The following is a 22592-nucleotide window of genomic DNA, read 5'->3' as shown; positions in this document are numbered from 1 at the left end:
TCTATTCTCCATTACGATCGCACCCATGCCAAAATACAAGCTAAACAAAATAAGCTGACAATCGTTACTGTATCGCTTGTTTTCCAGCGTAGTTGCCTAAATTTAGTACGTCCTTCACCACTTTGATATCCACGAGCTTCCATCGCAATGGCTAAGTCCTCTGCACGCTTAAAAGCACTGATAAACAGAGGAACGAGCAGTGAAATAATAGCTTTCATTCTATCTTTTATCGGTCCCCCGGCAAAATCAATACCACGTGACGCTTGTGCTTTCATTATTTTACTCGTTTCATCCATTAATGTCGGGATAAAACGAAGAGAAATTGACATCATTAATGCGATTTCATGAACAGGAACCTTTATACGCTTCAACGGCTTTAATAACGTCTCCAAACCATCTGTAATTTCAATAGGTGTCGTCGTTAACGTTAATAATGTCGTCATTAAAATAATAACGAAGAATCGTACAGAAATGTATATCCCTTGCTCTAATCCTTTTTCATATATCGAAAACCAACCAAGCTGGAATAGTACATCCCCCTCTTTATTTGTAAAAATATGCAGGAAAAATGTAAAAAGAAAAATCCATAAAATTGGTTTTAAGCCCGAAAGTACATAACGAATCGGCACTTTTGCAAAAAATAAAGCAATGAGTGCATATAAAAATAAAAATCCATATGAAATCGCATTATTTGCTAAGAAAACAACAAATACATATAAAAAGACAATCAGCAGCTTCGTACGTGGATCAAGTTGATGAATAAGTGAATTCCCCGGGATATATCTCCCAATAATCAACTGCTGCATGATTCATGACCACCTTTTCGTAACACCTGCACAACTTCATGAGTAAGATCCTCTAAAGATAAGGTAGCCTTTGGAATTGAAATACCAAACTTCTCTTCAATTGCACGTTTATACTTTAATGACATAGGAAGATCCACACCAATTTTCTCTAGTTCATCAGCATGTGAAAATACTTCCTCTGCACTTCCTTGCAAAAAGACCGTTCCTTTATGCATAACTACAATCTGCTCCGCATACTGAGCAGCATCCTCCATATTATGCGTTACAAGGATAACTGTAAGACCCTTCTCCTTGTGCAGCTTATAAAACATCTCCATAAGTTCGTTCTGCCCTTTTGGATCTAGTCCTGCTGTAGGTTCATCTAATACAAGCACTTCAGGTTCCATCGCCAGTACACCCGCTATAGCAACACGTCTCATTTGTCCACCACTTAATTCGAACGGAGAACGTGTTAACAGTTCCGGTTCTAGCCCTACAAGTTCAATTGCCTTTCTAGCCTTTTGCCTTGCTTCGTCTACAGATACTCCAAAATTAGTAGGGCCGAAACAAATATCTTTCTCCACAGTCTCTTCAAACAACTGATGTTCTGGGAATTGAAAGACAACCCCTACTTTTTTACGTAGTGGCTTTAGCTTTTTTTCTTTCTTTCCTGCCGAAATCAAATGTTCACCAATTTGAACTGTACCATTTGTCGGCTGCAATAAACCATTTAAATGTTGAATCATCGTCGACTTACCTGAACCAGTATGACCGATAATGGCATAATAACCCCCACTTGGAAACGACACGTCTACATCATAAAGTGCGCGTCTTTCAAATGGAGTTTTATATTGATAACGATGTTCTACTTTTTGGAATGTAATCTCCAAAGTTCGTTCACCAAGCTTTCCATTGTAAGATGCGTATTTTGCAAGAGAATTTCATTTCTTTTTAATAATTCTGCTATTTTCACTGAAAATGGTACATCTAATCCAATTTCTTGGAGCATATGAGAGGATTTGAAAATTTGTTCTGGAGTCCCTTCCTCTAATATCTCTCCCTTATTTAAAATAATGACACGGTCTGATTGTGCCGCTTCTTCTAAATCGTGCGTAATTGATAACACGGTAATACCTTTTTGATTAACAAGTTGTCTAACCGTTTCTACTACTTCACGTCTCCCTTGGGGGTCTAGCATTGACGTTGCTTCATCTAATATTAAAATAGATGGCTGAAGTGCTAAAACGCCTGCTATTGCCACTCGCTGTTTTTGCCCACCAGATAACGAATGAGGCTCATCATTAAGAAAATCTTCCATACGGACAAGTTTGAGAGCCTGATCTAATCTTTCTACCATCTGTTCTCTTGGCATTCCGATATTCTCTAAGCCAAAAACAACGTCGTCTTGCACTGTCGTTCCAACAAATTGATTATCTGGGTTTTGAAATACCATCCCAATTTGTTTTCGAACATCCCATACCGTTTCCTCTGATAAAACCATTGTATCATTTACTGTAATAGTTCCTGCTTCTGGCAAAAACAAACCATTCAATAATTTTGAAAGTGTAGACTTCCCTGAACCGTTTTGTCCAATAACAGATACCCATTCTCCCTCATATAAGGAAAATGAAACATCTTTTAATGCATAAGTGGCTGCCCCAGGATATTGAAAGGATATATTTTCTGTCCGAAGTTTCTCTTTTTTCAATACAAGGCACCCTTTCCTTCGCCAAGTTAGCCTATTTTTATATTTAAAAAAAAGGGCCATGACCAGTTTCTTGAAAAGAACTGTCCTGCCCTTTTAATTATCATTATACTAACTCGATAATTACCATTGGTGCTGCGTCTCCGCGACGTGGACCAATTTTTGCAATACGAGTGTATCCGCCTTGGCGCTCAGCATAGCGTGGAGCTACATCAGCGAATAATTTTTGAAGTGCATCTTGACCAGTCTCAGCGTTAGCTACTTCATTGCGAATGAAAGCTGCTGCTTGACGACGAGCATGAAGATCTCCGCGTTTACCTAAAGTGATCATTTTTTCCACTACAGAACGAAGTTCTTTTGCACGAGTTTCTGTCGTTTGGATGCGCTCGTTGATAATTAAATCAGTAGCTAAGTCACGTAACATAGCTTTACGTTGCGCACTTGTACGGCCTAATTTTCTGTATGCCATTCGTAGTTCCCTCCTTTGTTGATGGGTTTAAATCCTCAGTCGTCTTTACGTAAACCTAAACCTAATTCTTCAAGTTTATGTTTAACTTCTTCTAAGGATTTACGTCCTAAGTTACGAACTTTCATCATATCTTCTTCTGTTTTGTTCGCAAGCTCTTGTACAGTATTAATTCCTGCACGTTTAAGGCAATTATAAGAACGAACAGAAAGATCTAGTTCCTCGATAGTCATCTCAAGAACTTTCTCTTTTTGATCTTCTTCCTTCTCAACCATAATCTCAGCATTTTGTGCTTCATCAGTTAAACCAACAAAGATATTTAAATGCTCAGTTAAGATTTTGGCACCTAAAGAGATAGCTTCTTTTGGCCCGATGCTTCCATCCGTCCATACATCAAGCGTAAGCTTATCATAATTAGCCACTTGTCCGACACGTGTCTTTTCCACTTGGTAAGTCACACGTGATACTGGAGTATAAATAGAATCAATAGGAATTACTCCTATTGGTTGATCTTCGCTTTTATTTGCATCAGCTGGCGTATACCCACGGCCACGCTTTGCAGTTAAACGCACGCGGAAATGCGCATCTTTTGCTAACGTTGCAATGTGTAAATCTGGATTTAAGATTTCTACATCACTATCGTGAGTAATATCAGCAGCTGTGACAATACCTTCGCCCTGCACATCAATTTCCAACGTCTTCTCTTCTTCAGAGTAGATTTTAAGAGCTAACTTTTTCAAGTTTAAGATGATCGTTGTAACGTCTTCTACTACGCCCTCAACTGTTGAAAATTCATGTAATACGCCATCGATTTGGATAGCAGTAACAGCGGCACCAGGGAGTGAAGATAAAAGAATACGACGTAAGGAGTTACCCAACGTAGTACCATATCCACGCTCAAGCGGTTCAATTACGAATTTACCATATTTAGCATCTTCGTTAAGTTCAACCGTTTCGATTTTCGGCTTTTCGATTTCAATCATTAACTAAACCCTCCTTCAAAACGTCGAAACCCCGGTTAAACAAAGGTACAACCCCTGTCTAACCGAAAGTCCCCCTTAGGCAGTTCCCGATTGTGCACAACAAGCGATGTTTCTGTACGAAATTTCTCGATAATGCATCATATCCATTATAGACAAAAGGGAAAATTCTATACAGAAAAATTACACACGACGACGTTTTGGTGGACGACATCCATTATGAGGAACTGGAGTAACATCTCTAATTGCTGTTACTTCTAGACCTGCAGCTTGAAGAGCACGAATTGCAGCTTCACGACCAGCACCAGGACCTTTAACAGTAACCTCTAAAGTTTTTAAACCGTGTTCCATTGCAGCTTTAGCAGCAGTTTCAGCAGCCATTTGCGCAGCGAATGGAGTAGATTTACGAGATCCACGGAAACCAAGTGCACCAGCACTAGACCAAGAAAGTGCGTTACCGTGAGTATCTGTAAGAGTTACGATTGTGTTGTTGAAAGTAGAACGAATATGAGCTATACCAGCTTCAATATTCTTTTTCACACGTTTTTTACGAGTGTTTGTTTTACGTGCCATTGTTAGTTCAACCTCCTTTACTTATTATTTCTTTTTATTTGCTACTGTACGACGTGGACCTTTACGTGTACGAGCATTGTTTTTAGAATTTTGACCACGAACTGGTAAGCCACGACGGTGACGAAGACCACGGTAAGAACCGATCTCCATTAGACGTTTAATGTTAAGAGATACTTCACGACGAAGGTCTCCCTCAACTTTAATACGATCGATGATATCACGGATACGTCCTAATTCGTCTTCCGTTAAATCACGAACTCGTGTTTCTTCAGAAATACCTGCTTCAGCAAGAATTTTTTCAGCAGTTGTGCGACCAATGCCGAATACGTAAGTTAAAGAAATAACAACGCGTTTGTCTCGAGGAATATCTACACCTGCGATACGTGCCATTACGAATGCACCTCCTTCTGATTAACCTTGTTTTTGTTTATGTTTAGGGTTTTCACAAATAACCATTACTTTTCCACGTCTACGAATAACTTTACATTTTTCGCAGATTGGTTTAACTGACGGTCTTACTTTCATGTCTCGAACCTCCTTAAAGATTACGGAGTGCTATATTATTTAAAACGGTACGTAATACGACCACGATTTAAATCGTACGGAGATAATTCTACCGTAACTTTGTCTCCTGGTAAAATACGAATGAAGTTCATACGGATTTTACCAGAAACGTGAGCCAATACGACATGCCCATTCTCTAATTCTACTTTGAACATAGCATTTGGCAACGTTTCAAGAACGGTACCTTCGACTTCAATTACATCATCTTTAGCCATTCAATAGTTCTCCCTTCTTCAAATCAGTAACATTTTACACTGCTCTGAAATCCCGGAGAGCCAGCTACTTATAAAGTGGTAAGGATTTCGTATCCTGCTTCTGTAAGAGCAATCGTGTGCTCAAAATGGGCACACCATTTACCATCTACCGTTACCACTGTCCAGTCATCAGATAGTGTTTTTACATATCGTCTTCCTTGATTCACCATCGGCTCAACACAGATGACCATTCCCGGCTTTAATCTAGGGCCTCTATTTGGTGGACCATAGTGCGGGATTTGAGGGTCCTCATGTAAGTCTTGCCCGATTCCGTGACCAACATACTCCCTAACGATCGAGAATCCATTCTCTTCAGCATGGGTTTGAACCGCATGTGAGATATTTGATAATCTCTCGCCTGGTTTTACTTGTTCTAGACCAAGATACAACGATTTTTCTGTGACATCAAGTAGCTTTTGAACAGATTCAGAAATGTTTCCAACTGGATACGTCCATGCAGAATCTCCATGGTACCCATTGTATTTCGCACCAATATCGATACTGATGATATCGCCCTCTTTGAGCTTGCGCTTCCCTGGAATTCCGTGTACAAGCTCTTCATTTACAGAAGCACATATGCTCCCCGGAAATCCGTTGTATCCTTTAAAAGATGGCGTAGCACCATATTTTTGAATCGTCTTTTCCGCTATTTGATCGAGCTCTTTCGTTGTAATTCCTGGAGTAATGTGTTGTTTCAACTCTTGATGAGTCAAAGCAACGATCCTGCCAGCTTCTCGCATGATTTCTATCTCGCGAGGAGTTTTGCAGATTATCATTACGCTAAGCCTCCGATGAGAACATCGATATCAGCAAATACTTTATTGATATCTTGCTCACCATTAATGCTTTGTAAGTAACCAAGCTCTTCGTAGAAATCAAGCAAAGGTTTTGTTTGCTTAATATTTACATCTAAACGATTTGCTACAGTTTCTTCATTGTCATCAGAGCGTTGATATAATTCGCCACCACATTTATCGCACACATCAGCTTTTGCTGGTGGATTGAATTCTAAGTGGTAAGTCGCACCGCACTCTTTACAAATGCGACGGCCTGTAAGGCGTTTTAATAACAACCCTGAATCCACATTAATGTTTAAAACATAGTCGATTTTTTTGCCAAGATCTTTCATAATTTCTTCAAGAGCTGATGCTTGTGCAACAGTTCGTGGGAAACCGTCTAGTAAGAAACCTCTTACGCAGTCGTCTTGACTTAAACGTTCACGAACGATTCCGATTGTAACTTCATCTGGAACAAGTGCACCTTTATCAATAAAAGATTTTGCTTGTAGACCCATTTCAGTTTCAGCCTTCATAGCTGCACGGAACATGTCTCCTGTTGAAATGTGAGGGATGTTATACTTGGCAACAATCTGTTCGGCTTGTGTACCTTTACCAGCACCAGGAAGCCCCATTAAAATTAAGTTCATCCTTGTTCCCCCTCAGAGTACATGAGCATGTAGGGAAGACAATTCTTCCCACTTACTCACTGCTTGATAAACCCTTTGTAATGGCGTTTTACCAGTTGGCTTTCTAGCTGCTTCATTGTTTCTAAAGCAACGCCGACAACGATTAACATACTCGTTCCACCGATCTGTGCAGATGGAGGAAGATTTCCCAATTTCGTAAAGATAACTGGTAAGATTGCAATCGCTGCTAGGAAAATTGATCCTACAAAGGTCAAACGATACAAGATTTTTGTTAGATATTGTTCCGTATTCTTACCCGGACGAATACCTGGAACATATCCACCTTGCTTGTTTAGATTCTCTGACATTTGCTCTGGATTAACCTGAACAAATGCATAGAAATATGTGAAGGCTACAATGAGCGCAACATATATGATCATTCCCACTGGGTGAGAATAGTTAAAGTTTGCAATAATCCACTGCGATACATCATGTTTCGGGAAGAACTGTGCAATAGTCGGAGGCGTAATTAAGAATGAAACAGCAAAAATTACTGGAATAACACCAGCACTATTTACCTTAAGCGGTAAATGTGTGTTTTGTGCTCCAGCATAACCACCATTTCCTCCTGTTACACGCTTCGCATATTGAATTGGGATCTTTCTAACAGCCTGTTGAATGAAAATAACACCCACAATAACTGCTAGCACAGCTAGTAAAATCAATGCAACTTTAACGATACTCATGAACAATTGATCTCCGATATTTTGAAACTGTTGCTGATACACTTGAGATATAACACTTGGGATCGCCGCGGCAATACCGCCAAAGATAAGGATGGAAATACCATTACCTACACCTTTAGCTGTAATCTGTTCACCTAACCACATTAAAAATGCAGTACCAGCAGTCAGTACCGTAGCAATGTATAAATAAGTGCTCCAACCTGGATTCAAAATTAATTGTCCACCTACCATACCGTTAAAACCGATTGACATACCAAACCCCTGAATAAACGCAAGAACAATTGTAAAGTAACGCGTGAATTGCGTTAATTTACGACGGCCCATTTCACCTTGCTTCGACCATTCCGAAAATTTAGGAACAACATCCATCTGCAATAATTGCACGATGATGGATGCTGTAATATACGGCATGATTCCCATCGCAAAGATGGAGAAGTTTTTCAAGGCTCCACCGCCAAATGTATTTAGAATACCTAAAGCATTTAATTGATCTTGTGCCTTCAGTACGTCTCCATTTGTAAATGGCACGGGGATAAACGTGCCAATCCTGAATACGATTAACATCGCTAAAGTGAATAATATTTTACGTCTTATCTCAGCAACGCGCATAAAGTTGGAGATTGTACGAAACATTAGATCACCTCAACTGATCCGCCAGCTGCTTCAATTGCTTCTTTAGCACTTGAAGAGAACTTGTGCGCTTTAACAGTTAGTTTTTTCTCTACTGCTCCGCTTGCAAGAACTTTAACACCGTCGTTTAACTTGCTGATAACGCCAGTTTCCAGCAATAATTCAGGTGTTACTTCTGTACCATCTTCAAAACGATTTAACGTTGATAAGTTTACAATAGCAAACTCTTTACGGTTAATGTTTGTGAAGCCGCGTTTTGGTAAACGACGGAATAATGGAGTTTGACCACCTTCGAAGCCAAGACGAACACCGCCGCCAGAACGTGCGTTTTGTCCTTTATGACCTTTACCAGCAGTTTTACCGTTACCAGAACCGATACCACGACCGACACGGTTACGTACTTTACGAGAACCTTCTGCAGGTTTTAATTCATGAAGTTTCATTCCCAGGCACCTCCTTATATTAATGAGTTATCCTTAAGCTTCTTTTACAGTTACAAGGTGAGAAACTTTGTTGATCATACCAAGAATAGCAGGAGTTTCTTCCTTAACTACAGTTGAATTCAACTTTTTAAGACCTAAAGCTTCTACCGTCGCACGTTGATCTTGTGGACGACCAATTACACTACGAGTGAGGGTAATTTCTAACTTTTTCGCCATTTGTTTTCCCTCCTTAACCTAGTAGCTCTTCTACAGATTTACCGCGTAATTTTGCAACATCTTCAGCGCGCTTAAGTTCGCTTAATCCGTTCACAGTAGCGCGAATCATGTTGATTGGTGTGTTAGAACCAAGAGATTTCGAAAGAATATCTTGTACACCAGCTAATTCAAGGACCGCACGAACAGGTCCACCAGCAATAACACCAGTACCCTCAGCAGCAGGTTTTAAGAATACTTCACCAGCGCCAAAATGACCGTTGATTGTGTGTGGAATTGTTGTACCAACTAATGGTACAGCGATTAAGTTTTTCTTAGCGTCTTCGATAGCTTTACGGATTGCGTCTGGTACCTCTTGTGCTTTACCAGTACCGAATCCAACATGACCGTTTTTATCGCCAACTACAACTAGTGCAGCAAAGCGGAAACGACGACCACCCTTAACAACTTTCGCGACACGATTTATCGTAACTACACGTTCTTCAAGTTCTAATTTACTTGGGTCAATGCGATGCATCAATTTTCCCTCCTTTGACCATTAAAATTGTAATCCAGCCTCACGAGCAGCTTCAGCTAGAGCTTTAACACGGCCATGGTATAAGTAACCACCGCGATCAAATACTACTTCTTTAACGCCTTTCTCTACAGCACGCTTAGCAACTGATTCTCCAACTTTCGTAGCAGCTTCAATATTGCTAGTACCGTTAAGAGCAAGGTCTTTATCAAGAGTAGATGCACTTACTAACGTTACACCATTCACATCATCAATAACTTGAGCGTAAATATGTTGGTTAGAACGGAACACGTTTAAACGTGGACGCTCTGCAGTACCAGTAAGTTTAGCACGTACACGTGCATGTCTTTTCTTACGAGTCGCATTTTTATCAGCTTTAGTGATCATTCTTGTCACTCCTTTCTCTCACCTAACGGGTTTACTTAGCAGTTTTACCTTCTTTACGACGAACAACTTCGCCTTCGTAACGAATACCTTTACCTTTGTAAGGCTCAGGAGCACGTACAGCACGGATGTTAGCAGCGAATTCGCCAACACGTTGCTTGTCGATACCTTTAATTACGATCTTAGTTGGTGCAGGTACTTCAACTTCAAGACCTGCTTCCGGAGTCATTTCTACTGGATGAGAATAACCTACGCTTAATACAAGTTTATCACCTTGTTTTTGAGCACGGTAACCAACACCGACTAATTCAAGTCCGCGTGCGAAACCTTCAGTTACACCTTCAACCATGTTTCCGATTAAAGCACGAGTTGTACCGTGTAATGCACGGTGTTCCTTCTGTTCAGATGGACGCTCAACTGTTAATGTATTCTCTTCAATTTTGATAAGCATATCAGCATTGAAAGTACGAGTTAATTCACCTTTAGGGCCTTTTACTGTTACAGTATTGTCTTCTGCAACTGTAATAGTAACACCTGCAGGGATTTCAAGAATCTTTTTACCAATACGAGACATGTGGTCACACCTCCGTTCGTTTTAAATATATATTACCAAACGTATGCTACTACTTCTCCACCAGTTTGTAATTGACGAGCGTCTTTGTCTGTCATTACTCCCTTAGATGTAGAAACAAGAGCGATACCTAATCCGTTAAGTACACGTGGTACTTCGTCAGCTTTAGCGTAAACGCGTAAGCCAGGTTTACTGATACGTTTTAATCCAGTGATTACACGTTCATTGTTTGCACCATATTTCAGGAAAATACGAAGGATACCTTGTTTGTTATCCTCGATGTATTCTACATCACGAATGAAACCTTCACGTTTTAAAAGTTCAGCGATCTCTTTTTTGATTTTAGAAGCAGGAACCTCTAATTTCTCATGACGTACCATGTTCGCATTACGGATGCGAGTAAGCATGTCTGCAATTGGATCTGTCATCACCATGTGTTTTACCTCCTTCCCATTTGTGGGTTTTACCAACTAGCTTTTTTAACACCAGGAATTTGACCTTTATATGCAAGTTCACGGAAACAAATACGGCAAAGTTTAAATTTGCGGTATACAGAATGCGGACGACCGCAGCGTTCGCAACGTGTATACTCTTGTACTTTAAACTTAGGAGTACGCTTTTGTTTCGCTATCATAGATTTTTTAGCCACGTTTTCGCCTCCTCTACTTAGCGTTGGCTTCCATTATTTTTGGAATGGCATACCGAATTGTGTTAAAAGTTCACGAGCTTCTTCATCAGTTTTCGCTGTAGTAACGATTACGATGTCCATACCGCGGACTTTGCTTACTTTATCATAATCAATCTCAGGGAAAATAAGTTGCTCTTTAACACCTAATGTATAGTTTCCACGACCATCGAATGATTTCTTAGAAACACCACGGAAATCACGTACACGTGGTAAAGAAACTGATACTAATTTGTCGAAGAACTCATACATTTGCTCGCCGCGTAAAGTTACTTTCGCACCGATTGGCATACCTTCACGAAGACGGAAACCAGCGATTGATTTTTTAGCACGAGTTACAACAGGTTTTTGACCTGTGATTTGTGTTAATTCTTCTACTGCGTTGTCTAACGCTTTTGAGTTAGATACCGCGTCACCAACACCAGTGTTGATTACGATCTTTTCGATTTTTGGTACCTGCATTACAGATTTATAGTTAAACTTGCTCACTAGAGCAGGAGTAATTTCCTTTTGGAACTTCTCTTTAAGGCGATTCAATGAAGTGACCTCCTTTCTTAAGAAAATTATTTATCTAATAATTCACCAGATTTTTTTGCAATACGAACTTTTTTACCATCTTCTACTTTGAAGCCTACACGAGTAGGTTCACCTGTTTTCGGATCTAAAATCATAACGTTAGAAACGTGAATAGGTGCTTCTTTAGTAATAATTCCACCTTGTGGATTTAATTGAGATGGCTTAGAGTGCTTCTTAACGATATTGACACCCTCAACGATAACACGGTTTTGCTTTGGGAAAGCCACAAGGATAACGCCTTGTTTTCCTTTGTCTTTACCAGTGATTACCTGTACTTTATCACCTTTTTTTACATGCATCTTAATTCTGCACCTCCTTAGCAAGGCAATACCTTAAATTATAGAACTTCTGGAGCTAAAGAAACGATCTTCATGAAGTTGCTATCACGTAATTCACGAGCTACTGGTCCGAAGATACGAGTACCACGTGGGCTCTTATCGTCTTTAATGATAACCGCTGCGTTTTCATCAAATTTGATGTAAGAACCGTCCGGACGACGAGCTCCGCTCTTCGTACGTACCACTACTGCTTTAACAACGTCACCTTTTTTAACAACGCCACCTGGTGTTGCTTGTTTTACCGTAGCAACGATAATGTCACCAATGTTAGCATATTTACGACCAGAGCCGCCTAATACTTTAATTGTTAAAAGTTCACGTGCACCAGAGTTGTCAGCAACTTTCAAACGAGATTCTTGTTGGATCATGTTATGAAACCTCCCTTCGGACTAAAAATTCCGATTCGTCTATTTAGATAATAACCGCTTCTTCAACGATTTCAACTAAACGGAAACGCTTAGTAGCAGAAAGCGGGCGAGTTTCCATGATTTTAACGATATCGCCAAGTTTCGCTTGGTTTTGCTCATCATGGGCTTTGTACTTCTTAGAATACTTAACACGTTTTCCGTACAAGGAATGAGTTTTGTAAGTTTCAACTAAAACTGTAATCGTTTTGTCCATTTTGTCAGACACTACACGACCAGTATAAACTTTGCGTTGGTTACGTTCGCTCACTATGCAAACCTCCCCTCAATTTATCGATTAATTCCGATCTCTCTTTCACGAACTACAGTTTTCATACGAGCAATTGCTTTACGCACTTCACGAATGCGAGTTGGATTCTCTAATTGTCCTGTAGCAAGTTGGAAGCGAAGATTAAACAACTCTTCCTTTAAAGCTTTAACTTTTGTTTCGATTTCGGCAGTGGTTAATTCACGAATATCATTAGTTTTCATTAGATTCACCACCATTTTCTTCACGTTTTACGAATTTACATTTCACAGGTAACTTGTGAGCTGCAAGACGTAATGCTTCGCGTGCTACCTCTTCAGATACACCCGCGATTTCGAACATAATTTTCCCAGGTTTTACTACTGCTACCCAGCCTTCTGGTGCCCCTTTACCGGAACCCATACGTACTTCTAGAGGTTTTGCAGTGTAAGGTTTAGAAGGGAAAATTTTAATCCATACTTTACCGCCACGTTTCATGTAACGAGTCATTGCACGACGAGCAGCTTCGATTTGACGGTTTGTAATCCATGAAGCAGCTTGTGCTTGTAAACCGAATTCACCGAAAGCAATTTCAGTTCCACCTTTAGCACGACCACGCATTTTACCACGATGCTCTCTACGATATTTTACGCGTTTTGGCATTAACATATTATTTTCCTCCTTCCTCAGAAGCTTTCTTTTTTGTAGGAAGGACTTCTCCACGGTAGATCCATACTTTTACGCCTAATTTACCGTATGTTGTATCAGCTTCAACTGCTGCATAGTCAATATCAGCGCGAAGTGTATGAAGTGGAACAGTTCCTTCACTGTAAGATTCTGCACGAGCGATATCAGCTCCGCCAAGACGACCAGAAACCTGTGTTTTAATACCTTTAGCACCTGCACGCATAGCACGTTGAATAACTTGCTTTTGTGCACGACGGAATGATACACGGTTTTCTAATTGACGAGCGATGTTTTCGCCTACTAATTTAGCGTTAAGATCAGCTCTCTTAACTTCTAAAATGTTGATGTGTACACGCTTGCCTGTTAATTGGTTAAGAGCTTTACGAAGTGCTTCAACTTCAGTACCACCTTTACCAATTACCATACCAGGTTTTGCAGTGTGAATTGTAACATTTACACGATTTGCTGCACGTTCGATTTCTACTTTAGCAACAGCAGAATCTTTTAAGCGTACATTAATGTACTCACGGATTTTGATGTCTTCATGTAATAATGTAGCGTAATCTTTCTCAGCGAACCAACGAGATTCCCAGTCACGGATAACGCCGACACGAAGACCAATTGGATTAACCTTTTGACCCATCGATTATCCCTCCTTCTTTTCTGATACCACAACTGTGATGTGGCTTGTGCGTTTGTTAATTTGGCTTGCACGACCCATTGCACGTGGACGGAAACGTTTTAACGTTGGACCTTCGTCAACGAAAACTTTTTCAACAACTAGGTTGTTAATGTCCATCTCATAATTGTGCTCTGCATTTGCGATTGCAGATTTTAAAACTTTTTCTACAACTGGAGAAGCAGTTTTTGGTGTGTGGTTAAGGATAGCAATCGCTTCACCCACTTGCTTACCTCGGATTAAGTCTACTACTAAACGAACTTTACGAGGAGCAATACGAACTGTTCTCGCTACTGCTTTAGCTTGCATTGAAGTGCCTCCTCTCATTATCTTCTAGTTTTCTTATCGTCAGCAAGGTGACCTTTGTACGTACGAGTTGGTGCGAATTCACCTAACTTATGGCCAACCATATCCTCAGTGATGTACACAGGTACGTGTTTACGACCATCATATACAGCGATTGTGTGTCCGATGAACTGAGGGAAGATTGTTGAACGGCGAGACCAAGTTTTAACAACTTGTTTTTGCTCAGATGCAACTAATTTTTCCATTTTGCTCATTAAGTGATCATCGACAAATGGTCCTTTTTTTAAGCTACGAGCCATTTTGGTGCCTCCCTTCGTGATTGGCGTACGGTTCTAGAAATGAACCGTACTACAATCCCATTATTTTTTACGACGACGAACGATGAATTTGTCAGACGCTTTGTTTTTCTTACGAGTCTTGAATCCAAGAGTTGGTTTACCCCATGGAGACATTGGAGACTTACGTCCGATTGGAGAACGTCCTTCACCACCACCGTGTGGGTGATCAACCGGGTTCATTACAGAACCACGAACTGTTGGGCGTTTACCTAACCAGCGAGAGCGACCTGCTTTACCGATTTTGATAAGTTCGTGTTGTTCGTTACCTACTTGACCGATTGAAGCGCGACAAGCAGATAATACAAGACGTACTTCACCAGAAGTTAAACGTACAAGTACGTATTTACCTTCTTTACCAAGTACTTGAGCAGATGTACCAGCAGAACGAACTAATTGTCCGCCACGACCAGGCTTAAGCTCGATGTTATGAACAACAGTACCTACTGGAATGTTGATTAATGGTAATGCGTTACCGATTTTAATGTCAGCTTCTGGGCCAGACATAACTTCCATACCTACTTCTAAAGATTTAGGAGCAAGAATGTAACGTTTTTCACCGTCAACGTAGTTAATTAATGCGATATTCGCAGAGCGGTTTGGATCGTATTCGATCGTAGCAACGCGCCCTGGAATTCCATCTTTGTTACGCTTAAAGTCGATGATACGGTATTGACGCTTATGTCCGCCACCTTGATGACGTACAGTGATTTTACCTTGGTTATTACGACCAGCCTTCTTGCTTAAAGGAGCAAGTAATGACTTTTCGGGTCTATCAGTCGTGATTTCAGCGAAATCATTCGTAGTCATATTACGACGACCGTTAGTAGTTGGATTATACTTTTTGATTCCCATCTCAATTTCCCTCCTTCTTTAGTAAGAATTAAACGCCTTGGAAGATTTCGATTTCTTTGCTGTCAGCAGTTAGCTTAACGATTGCTTTACGACGACGGCTAGTAAAACCAGCGTGACGACCAACGCGTTTTGCTTTCGGCTTGTAGTTCATGATGTTCACTTTTTCTACTTTAACACCAAAGATCGCTTCAAGAGCATCTTTAACTTCTGTTTTATTAGATTTAACGTCCACATCGAACGTGTATTTTTTTTCAGCCATCATTTCCATAGAACGTTCAGTGATAACTGGGCGCTTAATGATATCACGAGGATCTCTCATTATGCAAGCACCTCCTCTACTTTTTCCACTGCCGCTTTTGTCATGATTAGCTTATCATGATGAAGCACGTCTAAAACGTTTACGCCATCAGCAGTGATTACTGTTACTCCAGGGATATTGCGAGCAGATAACTCTACAGATTCGTTTGCATCAGCAGTTACGATAAGAGCTTTCTTCTCAACAGTTAATCCTTTAAGTACTGCTAGCATATCTTTTGTTTTTGGTGCATTTAACACTAGGTCTTCAAGAACTACAATGTTGTTCTCAACTACTTTAGTAGCTAATGCAGATTTGATTGCTAAACGACGAACTTTCTTAGGAAGTTTGTACGCATAGCTTCTTGGTGTAGGTCCGAATACCGTACCACCACCACGCCATTGAGGAGAGCGGATAGACCCTTGACGAGCACGTCCAGTTCCTTTTTGACGCCATGGTTTACGACCACCACCGCGAACTTCAGAGCGAGTTTTTACTTTGTGTGTACCTTGACGTAAAGATGCACGTTGCATCATTACAGCTTCGAAAAGTACAGCTTCATTTGGTTCGATACCGAAAATAGCTTCAGCTAATTCGATTTCACCAACCTGTGAACCAGTTTGGTTATATACAGTAACTTTTGGCATTGGAATTCCTCCTTCCTATTGTGAATTATTTGCTAACCTTCACAGCGCCTTGAACAACTACAAGAGATTTCTTAGCACCTGGAACGTTACCTTTTACTAGTAATAAGTTGCGCTCAGTGTCAACTTGAACGATTTCTAAGTTTTGGATAGTAACTTGGTCTCCACCCATACGTCCAGCAAGTTTTTTGCCTTTGAATACACGGTTCGGAGCAACTGGGCCCATTGAACCTGGACGACGGTGATAGCGAGAACCATGAGACATAGGTCCGCGAGATTGTCCGTGGCGTTTGATAACACCTTGGAAACCTTTACCTTTAGAAATTCCTGTTACATCAACGATTTCACCTGTAGCGAATACGTCAACTTTTACCTCTTGACCAACCTCTAATCCGTCCACGTCTGCATCGCGGATTTCGCGAATGAAGCGCTTAGGAGTTGTAGATGCTTTAGCAGTGTGGCCTTGTTCAGGTTTGTTAGTTAACTTTTCACGTTTATCTTCAAATCCTAACTGGATTGCATTGTAGCCATCAGTTTCAGTTGTTTTCTTTTGAAGAACAACGTTTGGATTAGCAGCGATAACTGTTACTGGGATTAACTCACCGTTCTCAGCAAATACTTGAGTCATACCGATCTTTCTTCCTAAGATTCCTTTGGTCATGAGTTACACCTCCTACATTTTTAAGTTATATAAATTATAGTTTGATTTCGATATCTACACCAGATGGTAAGTCTAAACGCATTAATGAATCTACTGTTTGTGGAGTAGGACTCACGATGTCGATTAGACGTTTGTGCGTGCGCATTTCGAATTGCTCACGAGAATCTTTGTACTTATGAACAGCACGAAGAATTGTGTAAACAGTTTTTTCAGTTGGTAATGGGATCGGACCAGAAACTGTTGCCCCAGAACGCTTAGCTGTTTCTACAATTTTCTCAGCTGACTGATCAAGAATACGGTGATCGTAAGCTTTTAAACGGATACGAATTTTTTCTTTTGCCATTATTTTCCCTCCTTCGTTCGCCTATTTCTAAAATAGACCTTCTCCATGGAAATTTCCCCACACCATGCCATGGCAAAGCGGCCGGGTGTGTCAGCAACCTTCCACTTCATCGCAGTCAAAGACCAACATTGTCTATTATACAATGTTATTCGTCTAGATGCAAGCATCTTTTTGTTTGCATCCGCTTTTCTCTACTTTTGCTATTATACATGGCACTTTAAAGAATTTCAAGTTTTCATCTAACAGAATTCATTTTACAGTTTCTGGATTATCTTTTGTTGTTTTTATATACTATAGAAGAAACTCGTCAAAACAAAAAAAAACACTCTCTTCTCCCTTATATAAACGCAAACAAAAAACCTAAGGGAAAATCCCTTAGGTTTTTTTATATCAGTTAAGATTACTCAACGATAGTAGCAACTACACCGTAACCTACTGTACGTCCACCTTCACGAATAGAGAATTTAGTTCCCTCTTCGATAGCGATTGGAGCGATAAGTTCGATAGTCATTTCGATGTTGTCACCAGGCATTACCATTTCAGTACCTTCTGGTAATTGGATGATACCAGTTACGTCAGTTGTACGGAAGTAGAACTGAGGACGGTAGTTAGCGAAGAATGGAGTGTGACGTCCACCTTCTTCTTTAGATAATACGAAAACTTCAGCTTTGAATTTAGCGTGAGCTTTTACAGAACCGCTTTTTGCAAGTACTTGTCCACGTTGGATGTCTTCACGAGCAACCCCACGAAGTAAAGCACCGATGTTGTCTCCAGCTTGAGCTTGGTCAAGAAGTTTACGGAACATCTCTACACCAGTTACAGTTGTAGAAGCATTTTCTTCAGCAAGACCGATGATTTCTACTACGTCACCAACTTTAACGATACCGCGCTCAACACGACCAGTAGCAACTGTACCACGACCTGTGATAGAGAATACGTCCTCTACAGGCATTAAGAATGGTTTGTCAGTTTCACGTTCTGGAGTTGGGATGTAAGCATCAACTTCAGCCATTAATTCAATGATTTTTGCTTCCCAATCAGCTTCTCCTTGAAGAGCTTTAAGAGCAGAACCTTTGATTACAGGAATGTCGTCGCCTGGGAATCCGTATTCAGATAATAGGTCGCGAACTTCCATTTCTACTAATTCTAATAATTCTTCGTCATCTACCATGTCGCATTTATTTAAGAATACAACGATGTAAGGAACACCTACTTGACGAGAAAGAAGGATGTGCTCACGTGTTTGAGGCATTGGGCCATCAGCAGCAGATACTACTAAGATACCGCCGTCCATTTGAGCAGCACCAGTGATCATGTTTTTAACATAGTCAGCGTGACCTGGGCAGTCAACGTGTGCATAGTGACGAGTTTCAGTTTCGTACTCAACGTGTGCAGTTGAGATTGTGATACCGCGCTCTCTTTCTTCTGGAGCAGCATCGATTTGATCGTATCCGCGTGCTTCAGCACCACCAGCTTTTGCAAGAACTGTAGTGATCGCAGCAGTTAATGTAGTTTTACCATGGTCAACGTGGCCGATTGTACCGATGTTAACATGGGGTTTAGAACGTTCGAATTTAGCTTTAGCCATTCTAAATTCCTCCTTAGTTTATATAGGTTATTTTATATTTAGACTAGAAAGTGAAACTTACGTCCCACTTTCTAAGCTTACATAAGTAGTTATACTTGAACAATCGATAAAAATCAATTATTCACCTTTATTTTTTTTGATAATTTCTTCAGAAACAGACTTTGGTACTTCTTCATAGTGGTCAAACACCATAGAGAATGTTCCGCGTCCTTGAGTGTTAGAACGTAATGACGTTGCATAACCGAACATTTCAGAAAGTGGAACCATAGCGCGAACAACTTGTGCGTTACCGCGAGCTTCCATACCTTCTACACGTCCACGACGAGATGTTACGTCACCCATAATGTCACCCATGTACTCTTCAGGAATTACAACTTCAACTTTCATCATTGGCTCAAGAATTACTGGGCTACATTTAGAAACCGCAGCTTTAAGTGCCATAGATGCAGCGATTTTGAACGCCATCTCAGATGAATCGACATCATGGTAAGATCCGTCAACTAATGCAGCTTTAATGTCAACTAGTGGATAACCAGCTAGTACACCATTTTTAAGTGCATCTTCAAGACCTGCTCCAACAGCTGGGATGTATTCACGAGGAACTACACCACCGACGATCTTGTTTTCGAATTCGAATCCTTTACCTTCTTCGTTAGGTTCAAACTCAATCCAAACGTGACCGAATTGTCCACGACCACCAGATTGACGAGCGAACTTACCTTCAACTTTCGCAGCAGCGCGGAAAGTCTCACGGTATGCTACCTGAGGAGCACCAACGTTTGCTTCCACTTTGAATTCACGACGCATACGGTCAACGATGATATCAAGGTGAAGTTCACCCATACCAGCGATGATAGTTTGGCCAGTTTCTTGGTCAGTGTGAGCACGGAATGTTGGATCTTCTTCAGAAAGCTTAGATAATGCTGTACCCATTTTATCTTGGTCAGCTTTAGATTTTGGTTCGATAGCTACAGAGATAACTGGCTCTGGGAATTCCATAGACTCAAGGATAACAAGGCTCTTCTCGTCACAAAGAGTATCACCAGTAGTAGTATCTTTTAAACCTACAGCAGCAGCGATATCACCAGCGTAAACTGTTGAAATCTCTTCACGGCTGTTAGCGTGCATTTGTAGGATACGACCTACACGCTCACGCTTACCTTTAGTTGAGTTTTTCACGTATGATCCAGAGTTTAACACACCAGAGTACACACGGAAGAACGTTAACTTACCAACATAAGGGTCAGTCATGATTTTGAATGCTAAAGCTGCGAATGGTTCTTCATCGCTAGACTTACGTTCTACTTCTTCATCTGTATCCGGTAGAGTACCTTTAATAGCAGGTACATCTAGTGGAGATGGAAGGTAGTCGATAACTGCGTCTAACAGAATTTGAACACCTTTGTTTTTGAATGCAGAACCACAGATTACTGGGAAGAATTCTACAGAAGTTGTAGCCTTACGGATACCAGCTTTAAGCTCTTCTACAGTGATTTCTTCACCTTCTAGGTACTTCATCATCATTTCTTCATCAAGCTCAGCTACCGCTTCAATAAGTTTTCCACGGTATTCTTCAGCTAATTCTTTGTGCTCTTCAGGAATTTCAACACGTTGAATGTCTGTTCCTAAATCGTTACCGTACATGTAAGCACACTCTTCAACAAGGTCAATGATACCATTGAACTCATCTTCAGCACCGATTGGTAACTGAATTGGATGTGCGTTTGCTTGTAAACGATCGTGGATTGTTCCTACAGAGTATAAGAAATCTGCACCGATCTTATCCATTTTGTTAACGAATACGATACGAGGTACGCCGTAAGTAGTAGCCTGACGCCAAACAGTTTCTGTTTGTGGTTCTACACCAGATTGCGCATCAAGTACTGCTACAGCACCATCAAGTACGCGTAAAGAACGTTCTACTTCTACTGTGAAATCTACGTGTCCTGGAGTATCAATGATGTTTACACGATGACCTTTCCATTGTGCTGTAGTTGCAGCAGAAGTAATTGTGATACCACGCTCTTGCTCTTGCTCCATCCAGTCCATCTGAGATGCACCTTCGTGAGTTTCACCGATTTTATGAATACGTCCTGTGTAGTACAGAATACGCTCAGTTGCTGTTGTTTTACCAGCATCGATGTGAGCCATGATACCAATATTACGAGTGTTTTCTAAAGAGAACTCTCTTGCCATTTGGTGTCTTGCTCCTTCCATATATGGATTGGATTTTTTTATTTTAAGTAGCAAAAAAGCCACTTTATATTGTTACACATGTCAGTATGTCCAGTACTCTCATTATGTAAAACGAGCGCCCGATGAAAGGGAGAGGCATTCTCCCTCTCCACACTTCCATAAGCGACAAATAAAGCGGTTTATGCTTACATTTATTTTACGTTGAATCCTACCAACGGTAATGAGCAAATGCTTTGTTAGCTTCTGCCATTTTATGAGTGTCTTCACGTTTCTTAACAGATGCACCAGCGTTGTTAGCTGCATCTAAGATTTCGTTAGCAAGACGCTCTTCCATAGTTTTTTCACCACGAAGACGAGCGTAGTTTACTAACCAACGAAGACCTAAAGTTGTACGGCGTTCTGGACGAACCTCAACTGGAACTTGGTAGTTAGCACCACCAACACGACGAGCACGTACTTCAAGAACAGGCATGATGTTCTTAAGAGCTTGCTCGAATACTTCCATTGGCTCTTTACCAGTACGTTCGTTTACGATATCGAACGCATTATAAAGAATTGTTTGAGATTTACCTTTTTTACCGTCAACCATCATTTTGTTGATAAGGCGTGTTACTAGCTTCGAATTGTACATTGGATCTGGTAACACGTCACGTTTCGCAACAGGTCCTTTACGAGGCATATTGAGTTCCTCCTTTCATTTTAAAGTTATTATTTTTTAGCAGGTTTTGGTCTCTTAGTACCATATTTAGAACGTCCTTGCATACGTTTGTCAACACCAGCTGTGTCAAGCGCACCACGAACGATGTGGTAACGTACCCCCGGTAAATCCTTTACACGACCACCGCGAATTAATACTACGCTATGCTCTTGTAGGTTATGACCGATACCTGGGATGTAAGCTGTAACCTCGATACCGTTTGTTAAACGTACACGAGCGTATTTACGTAACGCTGAGTTAGGTTTCTTTGGAGTCATTGTACCAACACGAGTACATACACCACGTTTTTGAGGTGCAGAGATATCAGTTGATTTTTTCTTTAAAGAGTTAAAACCTTTGTTTAACGCAGGTGATTTAGATTTCCATACTTTATCAGTACGACCATTTCTCACTAATTGGTTAATAGTAGGCATTTGATTATCCTCCCTTCGCATGTTTGTATGACCACATATCCAGGTGGTTCATTATTAGTTGAAAACAAAGTTTTTGCAAGGAAGAGCAAATGCTCTCTCCTCACAAAAACAGTTTTAACTTATTATTCCTATTGCTGAAGCTCCCACTTGAATCCCCGAAGCTTTACCAAGCTTACGAACTGATTCAACTTTTGTTATGGGCACGTTATATTGCATTGCAATACGAATGATAGCATGGGTTAACCGCATGTCAGCATCCTCTGCGATGACAACTTCTTTAACTGTACCATTTTTGATTGCTTCCAATGTGCGTTTATGACCAACGACTACATTTTCAGCAGTTGATACTTTTTGATAAGACATATAAATATCCTCCAAAGCATCGTTCA

At 40.6% G+C, this 22592-nt stretch carries 38 protein-coding genes; all 38 read right to left on the bottom strand.

What is annotated here, in order from left to right; all coding sequences use genetic code 11:
* Nucleotides 1-11 precede the first annotated feature (11 nt).
* Nucleotides 12-806, bottom strand: coding sequence for an energy-coupling factor transporter transmembrane component T family protein (locus MR143_RS28470; RefSeq protein ID WP_001186526.1), 795 nt, complete (start codon nucleotides 804-806; stop codon nucleotides 12-14).
* On the bottom strand, nucleotides 794-1675 hold the full coding sequence (locus MR143_RS28465; RefSeq protein WP_000406535.1) for an energy-coupling factor ABC transporter ATP-binding protein: 882 nt from the start codon (nucleotides 1673-1675) through the stop codon (nucleotides 794-796). Before MR143_RS28465 ends, MR143_RS28470 begins: the two co-directional genes overlap by 13 nt.
* Entirely contained in the window at nucleotides 1651-2493 is an 843-nt protein-coding gene (locus MR143_RS28460; protein WP_242281118.1) for an energy-coupling factor ABC transporter ATP-binding protein, read from the bottom strand. The genes MR143_RS28465 and MR143_RS28460 overlap by 25 nt, the downstream gene beginning before the upstream one ends.
* A 103-nt stretch (nucleotides 2494-2596) precedes the next feature.
* On the bottom strand, nucleotides 2597-2959 hold the full coding sequence (rplQ, locus tag MR143_RS28455; RefSeq protein ID WP_000331490.1) for a 50S ribosomal protein L17: 363 nt from the start codon (nucleotides 2957-2959) through the stop codon (nucleotides 2597-2599).
* Nucleotides 2960-2994: 35 nt separating this feature from the next.
* Entirely contained in the window at nucleotides 2995-3939 is a 945-nt protein-coding gene (locus MR143_RS28450; RefSeq protein ID WP_000569643.1) for a DNA-directed RNA polymerase subunit alpha, read from the bottom strand.
* 180 nt (nucleotides 3940-4119) lie between these two features.
* The gene (gene rpsK, locus MR143_RS28445) at nucleotides 4120-4509 is read right to left on the bottom strand and encodes a 30S ribosomal protein S11 (protein WP_000101798.1); all 390 of its coding nucleotides are present in this window, start codon (nucleotides 4507-4509) and stop codon (nucleotides 4120-4122) included.
* A gap of 24 nt (nucleotides 4510-4533) precedes the next feature.
* Nucleotides 4534-4899, bottom strand: a complete 366-nt coding sequence (rpsM, locus tag MR143_RS28440; RefSeq protein ID WP_000090788.1) for a 30S ribosomal protein S13 — start codon at nucleotides 4897-4899, stop codon at nucleotides 4534-4536.
* Between the two features lie 21 nt (nucleotides 4900-4920).
* Nucleotides 4921-5034, bottom strand: a complete 114-nt coding sequence (gene rpmJ, locus MR143_RS28435; protein WP_000868344.1) for a 50S ribosomal protein L36 — start codon at nucleotides 5032-5034, stop codon at nucleotides 4921-4923.
* Nucleotides 5035-5069: 35 nt separating this feature from the next.
* Nucleotides 5070-5288: a translation initiation factor IF-1 gene (infA, locus tag MR143_RS28430; protein WP_001029884.1), complete on the bottom strand. Its 219-nt coding sequence runs from the start codon at nucleotides 5286-5288 to the stop codon at nucleotides 5070-5072.
* A 68-nt stretch (nucleotides 5289-5356) separates the two neighbouring features.
* Nucleotides 5357-6103, bottom strand: a complete 747-nt coding sequence (gene map, locus MR143_RS28425) for a type I methionyl aminopeptidase (protein ID WP_000582539.1) — start codon at nucleotides 6101-6103, stop codon at nucleotides 5357-5359.
* A complete protein-coding gene (locus MR143_RS28420; RefSeq protein ID WP_001048989.1) occupies nucleotides 6103-6753 on the bottom strand; it encodes an adenylate kinase in 651 nt (216 codons plus the stop codon). Before MR143_RS28420 ends, map begins: the two co-directional genes overlap by 1 nt.
* Before the next feature lie 56 nt (nucleotides 6754-6809).
* A complete protein-coding gene (secY, locus tag MR143_RS28415) occupies nucleotides 6810-8111 on the bottom strand; it encodes a preprotein translocase subunit SecY (RefSeq protein WP_000490117.1) in 1302 nt (433 codons plus the stop codon).
* A complete protein-coding gene (rplO, locus tag MR143_RS28410; protein ID WP_000766081.1) occupies nucleotides 8111-8551 on the bottom strand; it encodes a 50S ribosomal protein L15 in 441 nt (146 codons plus the stop codon). Before rplO ends, secY begins: the two co-directional genes overlap by 1 nt.
* 33 nt (nucleotides 8552-8584) lie before the next feature.
* Nucleotides 8585-8767, bottom strand: coding sequence for a 50S ribosomal protein L30 (rpmD, locus tag MR143_RS28405; protein ID WP_001085234.1), 183 nt, complete (start codon nucleotides 8765-8767; stop codon nucleotides 8585-8587).
* Nucleotides 8768-8780: 13 nt separating this feature from the next.
* Nucleotides 8781-9281, bottom strand: a complete 501-nt coding sequence (rpsE, locus tag MR143_RS28400; protein ID WP_000554646.1) for a 30S ribosomal protein S5 — start codon at nucleotides 9279-9281, stop codon at nucleotides 8781-8783.
* 21 nt (nucleotides 9282-9302) lie between these two features.
* Entirely contained in the window at nucleotides 9303-9665 is a 363-nt protein-coding gene (rplR, locus tag MR143_RS28395; protein WP_000628816.1) for a 50S ribosomal protein L18, read from the bottom strand.
* Between the two features lie 31 nt (nucleotides 9666-9696).
* Entirely contained in the window at nucleotides 9697-10236 is a 540-nt protein-coding gene (rplF, locus tag MR143_RS28390; protein ID WP_000086558.1) for a 50S ribosomal protein L6, read from the bottom strand.
* A gap of 32 nt (nucleotides 10237-10268) precedes the next feature.
* The gene (gene rpsH, locus MR143_RS28385) at nucleotides 10269-10667 is read right to left on the bottom strand and encodes a 30S ribosomal protein S8 (protein ID WP_000245511.1); all 399 of its coding nucleotides are present in this window, start codon (nucleotides 10665-10667) and stop codon (nucleotides 10269-10271) included.
* Between the two features lie 29 nt (nucleotides 10668-10696).
* Nucleotides 10697-10882 carry a 30S ribosomal protein S14 gene (gene rpsN / locus MR143_RS28380; protein WP_001085700.1) on the bottom strand — a complete coding sequence of 62 codons (186 nt, stop codon included), beginning with the start codon at nucleotides 10880-10882 and terminating at the stop codon, nucleotides 10697-10699.
* A gap of 33 nt (nucleotides 10883-10915) precedes the next feature.
* Nucleotides 10916-11455, bottom strand: a complete 540-nt coding sequence (rplE, locus tag MR143_RS28375; protein ID WP_001080831.1) for a 50S ribosomal protein L5 — start codon at nucleotides 11453-11455, stop codon at nucleotides 10916-10918.
* A gap of 26 nt (nucleotides 11456-11481) precedes the next feature.
* A complete protein-coding gene (gene rplX / locus MR143_RS28370) occupies nucleotides 11482-11793 on the bottom strand; it encodes a 50S ribosomal protein L24 (protein ID WP_000558200.1) in 312 nt (103 codons plus the stop codon).
* 38 nt (nucleotides 11794-11831) lie between these two features.
* On the bottom strand, nucleotides 11832-12200 hold the full coding sequence (gene rplN, locus MR143_RS28365; RefSeq protein ID WP_000615912.1) for a 50S ribosomal protein L14: 369 nt from the start codon (nucleotides 12198-12200) through the stop codon (nucleotides 11832-11834).
* A gap of 43 nt (nucleotides 12201-12243) precedes the next feature.
* Nucleotides 12244-12507 carry a 30S ribosomal protein S17 gene (gene rpsQ, locus MR143_RS28360; protein ID WP_000004106.1) on the bottom strand — a complete coding sequence of 88 codons (264 nt, stop codon included), beginning with the start codon at nucleotides 12505-12507 and terminating at the stop codon, nucleotides 12244-12246.
* A gap of 20 nt (nucleotides 12508-12527) precedes the next feature.
* Nucleotides 12528-12728, bottom strand: a complete 201-nt coding sequence (gene rpmC / locus MR143_RS28355; RefSeq protein ID WP_000855718.1) for a 50S ribosomal protein L29 — start codon at nucleotides 12726-12728, stop codon at nucleotides 12528-12530.
* Complete coding sequence (gene rplP / locus MR143_RS28350) at nucleotides 12718-13152, bottom strand: 50S ribosomal protein L16 (RefSeq protein WP_000928969.1); 435 nt, start codon at nucleotides 13150-13152, stop codon at nucleotides 12718-12720. Before rplP ends, rpmC begins: the two co-directional genes overlap by 11 nt.
* Nucleotide 13153: 1 nt before the next feature.
* A complete protein-coding gene (gene rpsC / locus MR143_RS28345; RefSeq protein WP_000529956.1) occupies nucleotides 13154-13813 on the bottom strand; it encodes a 30S ribosomal protein S3 in 660 nt (219 codons plus the stop codon).
* Between the two features lie 3 nt (nucleotides 13814-13816).
* The gene (gene rplV / locus MR143_RS28340; protein WP_001148024.1) at nucleotides 13817-14158 is read right to left on the bottom strand and encodes a 50S ribosomal protein L22; all 342 of its coding nucleotides are present in this window, start codon (nucleotides 14156-14158) and stop codon (nucleotides 13817-13819) included.
* Nucleotides 14159-14175: 17 nt separating this feature from the next.
* The gene (rpsS, locus tag MR143_RS28335) at nucleotides 14176-14454 is read right to left on the bottom strand and encodes a 30S ribosomal protein S19 (protein ID WP_000124454.1); all 279 of its coding nucleotides are present in this window, start codon (nucleotides 14452-14454) and stop codon (nucleotides 14176-14178) included.
* A gap of 60 nt (nucleotides 14455-14514) precedes the next feature.
* Nucleotides 14515-15345 (bottom strand): 50S ribosomal protein L2, encoded by an 831-nt coding sequence (rplB, locus tag MR143_RS28330; RefSeq protein ID WP_000511583.1) that lies wholly within the window; start codon nucleotides 15343-15345, stop codon nucleotides 14515-14517.
* A 28-nt stretch (nucleotides 15346-15373) separates the two neighbouring features.
* Nucleotides 15374-15664, bottom strand: a complete 291-nt coding sequence (rplW, locus tag MR143_RS28325; RefSeq protein WP_001205558.1) for a 50S ribosomal protein L23 — start codon at nucleotides 15662-15664, stop codon at nucleotides 15374-15376.
* Nucleotides 15664-16287 (bottom strand): 50S ribosomal protein L4, encoded by a 624-nt coding sequence (rplD, locus tag MR143_RS28320; protein WP_001127258.1) that lies wholly within the window; start codon nucleotides 16285-16287, stop codon nucleotides 15664-15666. The genes rplW and rplD overlap by 1 nt, the downstream gene beginning before the upstream one ends.
* 25 nt (nucleotides 16288-16312) lie before the next feature.
* A complete protein-coding gene (gene rplC / locus MR143_RS28315; protein WP_000160207.1) occupies nucleotides 16313-16945 on the bottom strand; it encodes a 50S ribosomal protein L3 in 633 nt (210 codons plus the stop codon).
* Nucleotides 16946-16979: 34 nt separating this feature from the next.
* Complete coding sequence (gene rpsJ, locus MR143_RS28310) at nucleotides 16980-17288, bottom strand: 30S ribosomal protein S10 (protein ID WP_001040596.1); 309 nt, start codon at nucleotides 17286-17288, stop codon at nucleotides 16980-16982.
* Between the two features lie 400 nt (nucleotides 17289-17688).
* Nucleotides 17689-18876, bottom strand: coding sequence for an elongation factor Tu (gene tuf, locus MR143_RS28305; RefSeq protein WP_001029614.1), 1188 nt, complete (start codon nucleotides 18874-18876; stop codon nucleotides 17689-17691).
* A gap of 117 nt (nucleotides 18877-18993) precedes the next feature.
* Nucleotides 18994-21072 (bottom strand): elongation factor G, encoded by a 2079-nt coding sequence (gene fusA / locus MR143_RS28300; protein ID WP_000090370.1) that lies wholly within the window; start codon nucleotides 21070-21072, stop codon nucleotides 18994-18996.
* 208 nt (nucleotides 21073-21280) lie between these two features.
* Nucleotides 21281-21751 carry a 30S ribosomal protein S7 gene (gene rpsG, locus MR143_RS28295; protein ID WP_001137491.1) on the bottom strand — a complete coding sequence of 157 codons (471 nt, stop codon included), beginning with the start codon at nucleotides 21749-21751 and terminating at the stop codon, nucleotides 21281-21283.
* Nucleotides 21752-21780: 29 nt separating this feature from the next.
* Nucleotides 21781-22203, bottom strand: coding sequence for a 30S ribosomal protein S12 (gene rpsL, locus MR143_RS28290; RefSeq protein WP_001142341.1), 423 nt, complete (start codon nucleotides 22201-22203; stop codon nucleotides 21781-21783).
* Nucleotides 22204-22317: 114 nt separating this feature from the next.
* A complete protein-coding gene (locus tag MR143_RS28285) occupies nucleotides 22318-22566 on the bottom strand; it encodes a 50S ribosomal protein L7ae-like protein (protein ID WP_000121836.1) in 249 nt (82 codons plus the stop codon).
* Nucleotides 22567-22592 lie beyond the last annotated feature (26 nt).

This window comes from Bacillus cereus group sp. BfR-BA-01347 (genome assembly GCF_022663835.1).
GTDB lineage: Bacteria > Bacillota > Bacilli > Bacillales > Bacillaceae_G > Bacillus_A > Bacillus_A thuringiensis_K.
Note: the sequence above shows the minus strand (reverse complement) of the source record. Positions and strands in the feature narration are given on the sequence as shown.

Coding starts and splice junctions, on each gene's coding strand:
- rplN (WP_000615912.1), bottom strand. CDS start 12,200: ATGATCCAACAAGAATCTCGTTTGAAAGTTGCTGACAACTCTGGTGCA.
- map (WP_000582539.1), bottom strand. CDS start 6,103: ATGATAATCTGCAAAACTCCTCGCGAGATAGAAATCATGCGAGAAGCT.
- rpsM (WP_000090788.1), bottom strand. CDS start 4,899: ATGGCACGTATCGCAGGTGTAGATATTCCTCGAGACAAACGCGTTGTT.
- rplW (WP_001205558.1), bottom strand. CDS start 15,664: ATGAGAGATCCTCGTGATATCATTAAGCGCCCAGTTATCACTGAACGT.
- rpsG (WP_001137491.1), bottom strand. CDS start 21,751: ATGCCTCGTAAAGGACCTGTTGCGAAACGTGACGTGTTACCAGATCCA.
- rpsH (WP_000245511.1), bottom strand. CDS start 10,667: ATGGTGATGACAGATCCAATTGCAGACATGCTTACTCGCATCCGTAAT.
- rplB (WP_000511583.1), bottom strand. CDS start 15,345: ATGGGAATCAAAAAGTATAATCCAACTACTAACGGTCGTCGTAATATG.
- tuf (WP_001029614.1), bottom strand. CDS start 18,876: ATGGCTAAAGCTAAATTCGAACGTTCTAAACCCCATGTTAACATCGGT.
- MR143_RS28470 (WP_001186526.1), bottom strand. CDS start 806: ATGCAGCAGTTGATTATTGGGAGATATATCCCGGGGAATTCACTTATT.
- rplX (WP_000558200.1), bottom strand. CDS start 11,793: ATGCATGTAAAAAAAGGTGATAAAGTACAGGTAATCACTGGTAAAGAC.
- rplV (WP_001148024.1), bottom strand. CDS start 14,158: ATGCAAGCTAAAGCAGTAGCGAGAACAGTTCGTATTGCTCCTCGTAAA.
- rplP (WP_000928969.1), bottom strand. CDS start 13,152: ATGTTAATGCCAAAACGCGTAAAATATCGTAGAGAGCATCGTGGTAAA.
- rplC (WP_000160207.1), bottom strand. CDS start 16,945: ATGACCAAAGGAATCTTAGGAAGAAAGATCGGTATGACTCAAGTATTT.
- secY (WP_000490117.1), bottom strand. CDS start 8,111: ATGTTTCGTACAATCTCCAACTTTATGCGCGTTGCTGAGATAAGACGT.
- rplF (WP_000086558.1), bottom strand. CDS start 10,236: ATGTCTCGTATTGGTAAAAAGATTCTTGAAATCCCTGCAGGTGTTACT.
- MR143_RS28420 (WP_001048989.1), bottom strand. CDS start 6,753: ATGAACTTAATTTTAATGGGGCTTCCTGGTGCTGGTAAAGGTACACAA.
- fusA (WP_000090370.1), bottom strand. CDS start 21,072: ATGGCAAGAGAGTTCTCTTTAGAAAACACTCGTAATATTGGTATCATG.
- rpsC (WP_000529956.1), bottom strand. CDS start 13,813: ATGGGTCAAAAGGTTAATCCAATTGGTCTTCGTGTCGGCGTTATCCGT.
- infA (WP_001029884.1), bottom strand. CDS start 5,288: ATGGCTAAAGATGATGTAATTGAAGTCGAAGGTACCGTTCTTGAAACG.
- rplQ (WP_000331490.1), bottom strand. CDS start 2,959: ATGGCATACAGAAAATTAGGCCGTACAAGTGCGCAACGTAAAGCTATG.
- rpsS (WP_000124454.1), bottom strand. CDS start 14,454: ATGGCTCGTAGCTTAAAAAAAGGACCATTTGTCGATGATCACTTAATG.
- rplO (WP_000766081.1), bottom strand. CDS start 8,551: ATGAAACTTCATGAATTAAAACCTGCAGAAGGTTCTCGTAAAGTACGT.
- rpsL (WP_001142341.1), bottom strand. CDS start 22,203: ATGCCTACTATTAACCAATTAGTGAGAAATGGTCGTACTGATAAAGTA.
- rpmD (WP_001085234.1), bottom strand. CDS start 8,767: ATGGCGAAAAAGTTAGAAATTACCCTCACTCGTAGTGTAATTGGTCGT.
- rplR (WP_000628816.1), bottom strand. CDS start 9,665: ATGATCACTAAAGCTGATAAAAATGCGACTCGTAAGAAAAGACATGCA.
- rpsK (WP_000101798.1), bottom strand. CDS start 4,509: ATGGCACGTAAAACAAACACTCGTAAAAAACGTGTGAAAAAGAATATT.
- rpmJ (WP_000868344.1), bottom strand. CDS start 5,034: ATGAAAGTAAGACCGTCAGTTAAACCAATCTGCGAAAAATGTAAAGTT.
- MR143_RS28285 (WP_000121836.1), bottom strand. CDS start 22,566: ATGTCTTATCAAAAAGTATCAACTGCTGAAAATGTAGTCGTTGGTCAT.
- rplD (WP_001127258.1), bottom strand. CDS start 16,287: ATGCCAAAAGTTACTGTATATAACCAAACTGGTTCACAGGTTGGTGAA.
- rpmC (WP_000855718.1), bottom strand. CDS start 12,728: ATGAAAACTAATGATATTCGTGAATTAACCACTGCCGAAATCGAAACA.
- rpsJ (WP_001040596.1), bottom strand. CDS start 17,288: ATGGCAAAAGAAAAAATTCGTATCCGTTTAAAAGCTTACGATCACCGT.
- rpsE (WP_000554646.1), bottom strand. CDS start 9,281: ATGCATCGCATTGACCCAAGTAAATTAGAACTTGAAGAACGTGTAGTT.
- MR143_RS28450 (WP_000569643.1), bottom strand. CDS start 3,939: ATGATTGAAATCGAAAAGCCGAAAATCGAAACGGTTGAACTTAACGAA.